This is a genomic window from Saccharospirillum impatiens DSM 12546, assembly GCF_000423605.1.
Classification (GTDB): Bacteria; Pseudomonadota; Gammaproteobacteria; order Pseudomonadales; family Natronospirillaceae; genus Saccharospirillum; species Saccharospirillum impatiens.
This window is the reverse complement of the sequence record NZ_AUIH01000080.1, coordinates 1-8,447: the sequence shown is the minus strand read 5'-3', so window position 1 is coordinate 8,447 and position 8,447 is coordinate 1. Positions and strand designations below refer to the sequence as shown.

Annotated in this window: 9 protein-coding genes; 3 read left to right on the top strand and 6 right to left on the bottom strand. The window is 54.7% G+C overall.

The genetic code is table 11. The features are described 5' to 3' along the window. A partial coding sequence (locus G565_RS0119435) for an integrase core domain-containing protein (protein ID WP_028672019.1) occupies positions 1–276 on the top strand: 276 nt, incomplete at its 5' end. A 44-nt stretch (positions 277–320) separates the two neighbouring features. On the opposite strand, the gene msrA is transcribed toward G565_RS0119435, so the two are convergent. The 6 genes from msrA to G565_RS0119405 form a co-directional block, all read right to left on the bottom strand. Next, positions 321–1,166 carry a peptide-methionine (S)-S-oxide reductase MsrA gene (msrA, locus tag G565_RS25040; protein ID WP_051208294.1) on the bottom strand — a complete coding sequence of 282 codons (846 nt, stop codon included), beginning with the start codon at positions 1,164–1,166 and terminating at the stop codon, positions 321–323. A 106-nt stretch (positions 1,167–1,272) separates the two neighbouring features. Continuing rightward, a complete protein-coding gene (locus G565_RS25035) occupies positions 1,273–2,769 on the bottom strand; it encodes a sensor histidine kinase (protein ID WP_037340455.1) in 1,497 nt (498 codons plus the stop codon). Next, on the bottom strand, positions 2,766–3,479 hold the full coding sequence (locus tag G565_RS0119420) for a response regulator transcription factor (protein ID WP_028672322.1): 714 nt from the start codon (positions 3,477–3,479) through the stop codon (positions 2,766–2,768). Before G565_RS0119420 ends, G565_RS25035 begins: the two co-directional genes overlap by 4 nt. 277 nt (positions 3,480–3,756) lie before the next feature. Further along, entirely contained in the window at positions 3,757–4,659 is a 903-nt protein-coding gene (locus G565_RS0119415) for a hypothetical protein (RefSeq protein ID WP_028672321.1), read from the bottom strand. A 432-nt stretch (positions 4,660–5,091) separates the two neighbouring features. Then, positions 5,092–6,915, bottom strand: coding sequence for a protein adenylyltransferase SelO (locus G565_RS0119410; RefSeq protein ID WP_084649475.1), 1,824 nt, complete (start codon positions 6,913–6,915; stop codon positions 5,092–5,094). Between the two features lie 89 nt (positions 6,916–7,004). Further along, complete coding sequence (locus tag G565_RS0119405; protein WP_028672319.1) at positions 7,005–7,328, bottom strand: rhodanese-like domain-containing protein; 324 nt, start codon at positions 7,326–7,328, stop codon at positions 7,005–7,007. 373 nt (positions 7,329–7,701) lie between these two features. Here G565_RS0119405 and G565_RS0119400 point away from each other — a divergent pair, with 373 nt between their 5' ends. Together G565_RS0119400 and G565_RS0119395 are read left to right on the top strand one after the other, a co-directional pair. Then, positions 7,702–8,097, top strand: coding sequence for a hypothetical protein (locus G565_RS0119400; protein WP_028672318.1), 396 nt, complete (start codon positions 7,702–7,704; stop codon positions 8,095–8,097). 52 nt (positions 8,098–8,149) lie between these two features. Continuing rightward, positions 8,150–8,447 (top strand): IS5 family transposase (locus G565_RS0119395; protein ID WP_028672317.1); only part of this gene is annotated, 298 nt, incomplete at its 3' end.

Here is an 8,447-nt window from a genome sequence, read left to right as displayed (position 1 = left end):
AGTGAGGCGTTTACCGGCGTGCTCAAGGCTAACGAAATAAAGATCAGCATGGATGGCAAGGGCCGGGCACTGGACAATATATTTGTCGAGCGGCTCTGGCGTTCCGTCAAGTACGAGGAAGTGTATCTAAAGCAATATCAGACGATGCAGGAAGCACGGGACGGCTTGAGTGCCTACTTCCGGTTTTACAACCATGAGCGGCCGCATCAATCGCTCAACAACAGGACACCGGCAGAAGTACATGGCACTGCTGTGCAATGGCTGCAAGCCGCGTAAGAATACAATTTAACCCATAGGGCATTTTACCTTAATTTAATGCATTAGTGGTCTTGACAGTGGGGTCCACAATACATGGCTTCACTGGGTTTGGTAAATGAATCGGGGTTAAAGCCTTCGTTCATGTCCATACTCATGTCGTCCATTGAGTCCATATTATCCATCGAGTCCATGCCGTCCTCGGAATCCATAGCGTCCATGGAATCCATATCGTTCATGTTCATGGGGTGAAATTGACTGTAGTCGATGTACCGTTCCTCACCCCAGACTGCATCGATAAACTGATAACGCCCGGAGTTGTGCGTGTAAAACTTATACCGGATCGGGTTTTCAGTGTGGTAGTTCTGGTGGTATTCCTCGGCATCGTAGAACACGTCAAACGGCTCGATCTCAATGATGACCGGGTCTTCGTAACGGTCTTCAGCAATCAGCGCCTGTTTCGCTTCGCTCGCCAGTGCCTGCTGTTCCGGGGTGTGGTAAAAAATACCCGGGCGATACTGAGCCCCGCGGTCCACAAACTGGCCGTTGGCATCGGTGGGGTCCATCATCCGCCACAAGCCTTGCAGCAGCCCTTCGTAGGTGATCACATCCGGGTCGTAGTAGACCTGAACCGCTTCGGTATGCCCCGTGCGACCACCCGCCACTTGCTGGTAGGTCGGGTTCATTTCCGGGCCACCGGTATAACCGGATACTGCCTCGGCAACACCGGGCAGCGCCTCGAAACCCGCCTCAACGCACCAGAAACAACCACCGGCAAAGGTGGCGATTTCCAGTGAAGGATCCGTCGGCGCGTATTGGCTGGCTGGGTCGGAATGGTTGCTGGCTGCCACCTGAACACCGGCGAAGGTAATGGCGATCAGCAAGCCTGAGTAGAGCAGTGACTGTTTCATACTGTGTACCTCGTTAGCCTTGGGCAAGAGAAAGGGGTTCTTGTTCCACGAAAGACAGTGTGCAGGCAAAGGTTCACAGGAAAGTCTGTTGTTTATAACAAAAGTATCACGAACCGTTATTGTTGTGGGAGTGGGTCGTAACAGTAGCCGCCAGCGGCAACCGGACCTCGAACTCAGCCCCGTGTACGCAGTGGTTAGCGGCGCTGATGCTACCCTGTTGCAGCATCATGATGCGCCGGGCAATGGCAAGCCCAAGTCCGGCATGGGCTGAGCTGCGCTCGGATGCCCCGCGATGAAACGCATCGAAAATAAACGGTAGGTCTTCCGGGGCGATGCCTGGGCCGGTGTCGTGAACCGTTACCGTCACTGCGTCGTCAGCCTGGGCGAGCGTCAGCTCAATGCGCCCGTTTTCGGGAGTATGGTCCATAGCGTTGCTGATCAGGTTATCCAGCACACGCTCGGTCATGCCGAGGTCGGCGTAGGCCTGGGGTAACGTCATGTCACCTTCGACCGAGAGTGCAAGGTGTCGGTTACTGGCCGCAGGCAGGTGCTTCTGCACCACATCGTGAATCAGCTCCGGTAGCGAGAAAGGCTCAGGTACGGGCTGTTTCTCCTGCGCTTCGAGCGCCGCCAGCTCAAACAGTTCATCGACCAGTCGGCCGAGCCGGCGGGATTCGTTCAGGGCGATAGTGAGAAACCGCGTCTGCTCTTCGTCGCTCAGGCTGTCCCGTTTAATCAGCAAGCTTTCAACATACCCCTGAAGCGACGCCAGCGGTGTGCGTAAGTCGTGAGATACCTGAGCCACCAACTGGCGCCGCGAGGCGTCTTTTTCCTGCAACTGTTCCAGTTGCAGCGTGATGCGCGTCGACATGCGCTCGAACGTCGAGGTGAGTGTGTCGATCTCATCACCCGCCGGGTTCGACAGCCGGGGTGTGTCGGCAGCCAACTGATTCTGGAAATGATCGACCCGGTCCGCCAGGCGCGTAAGCCGGCGCGTGAGCAGATGAAACACCGCCAGCCCCGCCAATAAACCGATGCCCAGACTGGCCGCTACCGCCCAGGCGCTGGTGATGAAAAACTGGCTCTCCCGCGCCATCACTTCGGCAGCGTCGTATTCCTCGCCGCGCAGCACAACGTAGAGGTAACCTTCCACGTTGCTGGCCGAGGGTACCGGCGTTACCGAGAACACCTTTTGCCGGTCGTGACTGCGCGGGTCGTCGCCCAGCAGTGGGTAGGCATCCGCGTTTGACAGCAACCGGCGAATCGGCGCCATGGAGACGCTGTTGCGCTTGATTTTATCCGGGTCTGCCGAGTACGACAGAATGCTGCCTTCGGTATCGATCAGGTAGATTTCGATGCTGGGGTTGATCGACATGTACAGCGAGAACAGGTTATCCAGTTCATCGAAATTCAGTTCGCCGTTATCAACCAGGTTTTGATCGGCCACCAGGTTCATAGCCAGATTGCGGTTCAACTCCTGGTTGAGCGACGCCTGATAACTGCGCAGCGCAAACAGACTGATGGTGGCGTAAACCAGCCCCACGGCAACCAGCAAAACAAAGAGGCCAAGAGAGAGGCGGGCGTAGAGGCTGCGTAAGGTCATGATTGAGCCGCGATGTCTTTGAAACGGTAGCCCACACCCCAAACGGTTTCGATGTAGTGCGGGTGGTTGAGGTCCGGTTCGATCTTGCCACGCAACCGGTTGATGTGCGTATTCACCGTGTGTTCGTAACCTTCGTGGTTGTACCCCCACACCGCATCGAGCAATTGCAGGCGGCTGAACACCTGGCCCGGGTGACTGGCAAAATGCAGCAATAAATCAAATTCACGCGCGGTCAGGTCCACCTCGGTATCGGCGACCCAGACCAGGCGCTTGGACGGGTCGAGCCGAAGCTGATCGCGAACCACGATGTCCTGGTTCGGTGCTCTGGCCGGTTGCGACAATGCATCGACGCGCCGGAACAGGGCTTTCACTCGGGCGGTCAGCTCGGCCACGCTAAACGGCTTGGTCAGGTAATCATCCGCGCCCATTTCCAGCCCCAGCACCCGGTCCAGCTCCGAACTGCGCGCGGTGAGCATCAACACCGGCGTATACCCCGGCATGGTGCGGATTTCCCGGCACACCGACAGCCCATCCATGCCCGGCAGCATCAGATCCAGGATCACCAGATCGATGCCGCCTTCCCGGAACCGTGCCAGGCCCGTATCACCCCGGGGCTCGACCAGGACTGTGCAATCGAGGTCTTCCAGGTGCATCCGCACCAGCTCGGCGATGTCGGGGGTGTCTTCGAGGATGAGTATGGTTCGTTTCATGGGGGCCTGTTGAGGTTGGCGTTGTTTAATGAGAGTGATTGGAGAACCATAGCATGACTTGAGGGTGTGGCGGTCGAAGGGGTTTGGTTGCCTGTGGTCCAGGCCATGATGAAGCGACGACGATGACATCAGGCGACATTCCTACTGGGAAATGAGCCTTTGAGCGGCAGGTGCAGGTAAGAGGTGGGTGCCAAAGCCTCCTTCATAGCTGCCGTAGAGACTTCGACCGATAACCGGCTGCGAGTCGGCTATCGGTCGTCAAGCGCAATTAACCTGATTACTGTTCTACATCATCCAGTTCATAAGCCAGAACATAAGCCAACGCATTGAGCGCGAACTGTCGTTGATTTTGTGCTGTAAGCGAATTGAAGAGAAAACCAACCATTAACGTACGCCCGTCGTTGCCCGTCACGGCACAGGATTCGTCATTTCCCCAGGTGCAAACAGTTATACCCTCCTCAATAGCATTTAACCCTCGGGAGTAGGTAAGGTATCCGGCCGGATTTGACATCTGAGCAGGGTTATCGAGTTGCCAGCCGAGATATGCGCTATTTATGTTCGCTTCACCCAGGTTGGTTTCGCCAGTGAATTCAGCCTCCATGGCGGTGGGTACAATCGAATCTATATCTTCATACGTTGTGTAGATCAAGCGACGCTTATTAGAAACCCAGTCGGCTAGTAAGTTTGCTGTGTCCTCAACAATAGGATTTCCTTGCTGCATAAAGAAAACAACATCAATCCGCTCATTCTCAAGTAGTGTTTCAAATTCGGCCAGATTACTCGTAGAAAACAAGGAGAAAACACCTTGTGTTGCAAGTTGCTGCAGCGTATCGAGAAAGTCGGTGTTGCCACTGTCTTGAAAATAAAGAACATTTCGGCTGTATAGCTGCTGGTCTGGCCGTTCGCGTGAACAAAGAGTCTCTTCCAATACAACATCGTCGATTGTACCATCTCCTGTCGTGTCGTGGCCGTAAACGCGTTGTTCAGTCAGGCCCCAGCAAGAGTCAGATACTACTTTTGAAGATTCAAGCAACAGAGAATATCCGGCTGCTCCGGCTGCTCCGGCTTGACCAGTTGCCCCGGTTTCACCATCCTCAACACAACCGGTGATGAATATGATGCTGAGTAGAGCCAGGGCAGCCGCTCGGGTAATGGAGTGTGTGGCTTGAATGAATTGCATGGGCCATTTCCTTATTTGTAATAGAAGCGAGCATCCACGGCCTGCCTTGGCGGACGATCTTCAATCTATTGAATTGAAATATTTTAGACTCGTATGTCTTGAGTGAGCCATGTTGGTCAAACAGTTCCTTCGAGTTGGCACGATAGCAGAAAACGGAGGCCAGAATACCACCCAAACGGGTTAGTATGGGTTAGCCTGAAACGGTGATCGGGTGCCTGGAAAACCAGCCACGCCAGTGCGCATGCGGCCGCATCGGGTGGCTGTCAGAAGTTTATTTATGAGTGTGATGGTTAATGAGTAGAGGTTTCCTCTCTTGCTTGAACTTAGCCATGAAGGCGTCTTCATTTTGGAAGTCGGAGTTGTCATCGATTTATCCAGTATTACAATCACCCTGAAAATCCCACACGATTTAGTCTGAACAGTTCGCTAGAGTCATGAAGAACAACTGTAATGGGACCACCCACCAGCCTCAAAAAACTGAGCTGGTTTCAGTCGGTAGTACTTGTCTTCAACGTCGTTCGACTGCTCGGCGTATGGTTGTGTCATCACCTCCTGCAACTCGTGAATCAGTGAGTAGTTACCCAGCATCGCTTGTTGATAGGCAGGCACCACAAACCATTCTCGCAAACTGTATTTCGGATTCGTGAGCTGCATTTTCCTGCCAATATCTTCGCGGCTAGAGGGTGACGCATCACTGGTGTCGTTGTCGATGAGTGCATGCCACTGGGTTAGCCATTCAGACCAGCGCTTGTCCATTCCATCGGGGTCCGTCGCATACATCGATTGAATGGATTGCTCTGCGCCATCCCCATCGTTGTAGAAGCTTTTTTTGAGGGGTGCTATGTTGTCTGGCAGCGACGACAGTTCACGGAAAAAGAGGGTGTAATCAACCGGTGTTTGCGTCATGAGCGATACAAGCTCGCTGAACAATGGCTGGTTGAATGTCATCAGCCCAAGTTTGGCCGCCCACATCTGCTCCATCTCGGTCTGCATAACCACTGGAAATTCACGGTGAATCTCGATGAGTTGTTTCAGGCTTTCCTGATCCGACACCAGCAGTGGCTGCAAAGCTGAACAAAACGAATAGAAGTTTCGTTCTGCGGCGGCCGGTTGGTTTAGGAACGAGAAGTGATGGCCGCCGCCCGTCCAGGGCTGGTAGGCAGGATCAAACGCATCGCAAAAACCGAAGGGGCCATAGTCGAGTGTGAATCCCCCGGCGGCGCAGTTGTCGCTGTTGAAGTTGCCCTGGCAGTAGCCAACCCGTATCCAGTTGGCGACGAGTGCGGTGAGCCGGGCGCGGAACAAGCGTGCCAGCTGTACGACTTTTTCGGCAGTGCCCAGGCTTGAGTCGATCTCGTCGGCGTATTCGCGGTCGATGAGATGCAGGACGAGTTGTTCGAGTTCGTCCATCGCTTTCGGGTGTTCGTTCTTGCGAGCCCGACGGCTGAACAGTTCGAGCTGGCCCACCCGAATGAACGACGGTGCGACACGCGTCGAGATGGCGACGGGGTCGAGTACCATTATGTCCGGGTTTTCCGAGCGTGAACCTTCCGAATACCAGGGCCGTCTAACCTGCTCGGTTTTCGATGCGTACAAGCTCAACGAGCGTGAGGTTGGCACCCCCAGGGCATGCATGTGCTCCTGAACCAGGAACTCCCGAACGCTCGAGCGCAACACAGCGCGGCCATCAGCGCCCCGGCAATAGGGCGTTCGTCCGCCCCCTTTGAGCTGCATTTCCCAGCGCTTTCCGTTAACCACGGCCTCCAGCACGGAAACCGCACGACCATCGCCGTACCCGTTGCCGGTCTGGAAGGGGCATTGCTGGTAGTATTCGGTGCCATAGATCGACAGCGCATAGCCACACGCCCAGCCTACTTTGCGCATGGGCTCTGGCACGTGGGTCAGATCGCCGGAGAACATGGCCATGAAGTCGGGCGATTGGGCGAGGCTGTCGTCGAACCCGAGCTCCCGGAATAACGTCTTGCTGTGTGCAACGTATACGGGGTTTGCAATGGGCGTGGGGCTCACAGGTACGTAGTGGCCCGAGAACACTTGCCGCGGCGCATGATCGGCCCCGTTGGCTGTTGCCTCCGGGTCGCGGTTGAGCGTATCCATCAGTGAGTAGTTTGCCAGCGCCGCGAGCTCGTCGAGCGTTTTAATGAGGGTGGCTTGCGGCCGGTTATCGGTTTGAGCGGCCAGGTCGGGCGCAAAGCCTGGTACAGCCTGTTGGTGATGGTTCGAGTCATTAGCCGTCATGGCAACGCTCCTTTTATCTTGAATTAGCCTGGCGCAGGTTGGTTAGTCGATACGCAACAACAGAGTCAATGGGTTTGCACGCAGCACAATCAGTAAGTCGGCATGGTGCTGTCTACCTGTTTGGCCCAGGCATCAACGCCACCGGTCAGGTTGATTAATCGGGTGAATCCTTGCTGTTCCAGATACATGGCGACTTGCCTGCTGCGCACGCCATGGTGGCAGATGCAGACGATTGACTGCTCCGCGTCGAGTTCGGAGAGCCTGTCAGGGACGGTATTCATGGGCATCGCCAGCGACCCGTCGATATGGCAGGTCTCGAATTCCCAGGGTTCACGTACGTCGAGCAGAACAGGACGCTCCCGGCTTGTATCGTCGAGCCATGAGGTCAGTTCCAGTGCCGTTAAACTTTGCATTGTAAGGCCCCCTCTGTGGGTATGGAAAGTGACAGATGCTGGACTGTATCAGGCCGCCTTACCAGGGGTAATCCACTATTGTCGGTTTTCACGCCGAAGATGCATCCAAGCGGTTATACGGTCGGTGCCAGTTTATCGGCATGGATTGTCAGTATACAACTAACCCGTCGAGTGTGGGGGTTATGCTAACTGATGGACCCAATGGCGTTTACAGGAGCGTTCACCTGAACGTAATGACGATTGTGAGCCCTTCAGTGCGGTATCTGGTAGCGTATTGAATCATCAGGCCCGACACCTGACCAGAGGGTCTTACCACCTTTGAATTCTGGTTTTACATTCGCTGCTGTAGATTATCTGAAGGATATGGAAGCTCATGCAGACCACACTCGCTATCGCCGCTTGTTTAGCCGTAATAACGGGTATTGTTCATTCCGTGCTGGGAGAATTGTTGATCTTTCGACCCATGAGGCGCGGTACTTTGGTTATCACTTCAAATACGGGCCAATTGAAACAACGAAGTGTTGGTATTCTTTGGGCAACCTGGCACATAGCCAGTGTATTCGGTTGGGCTTTTGCGGTCGTGCTGGGGCAGCGTGCTCTGGATCCGGGAGCGGCTATGGTTACGTTGGTGCTGGGCGCGGCAGTGCTGGCCTATAGCGCCAGTGCCTTGCTTGTGCTTATTGGTACTCGTGGCCGTCACCCCGGCTGGGTCGCATTAACGATGGTTGCCGCACTCACCTGGGTTGCCGCCGGCGGGGCGGTTGCGTGATGGTTCCTGAGGTACTAGGGCCTGTTAACACTATTTTTGATAGAATTTCAGCATGGAAATTACAACCGATCAATTCAAAATCATCAGTCAGCTGCTACCAAAACAGCGTGGCAACGTGACGATACCTAATATACAAGTGTTAAACGCGATACTGTATGTCGCTGAGCATGGCTGCAAATGGCGCGGACTGCCTGAACACTATGGAAACTGGCATACAATTTATACCCGTGCAAACCGCTGGGCAAAAGCGGGTGTTTTAGATCATGTTATGGAAGTGCTACAGGCTGCGGATGTCATCAATATTCAAGTTGACCATGTTTCGCTCGATAGCACGGCCGTTAAGGTTCACC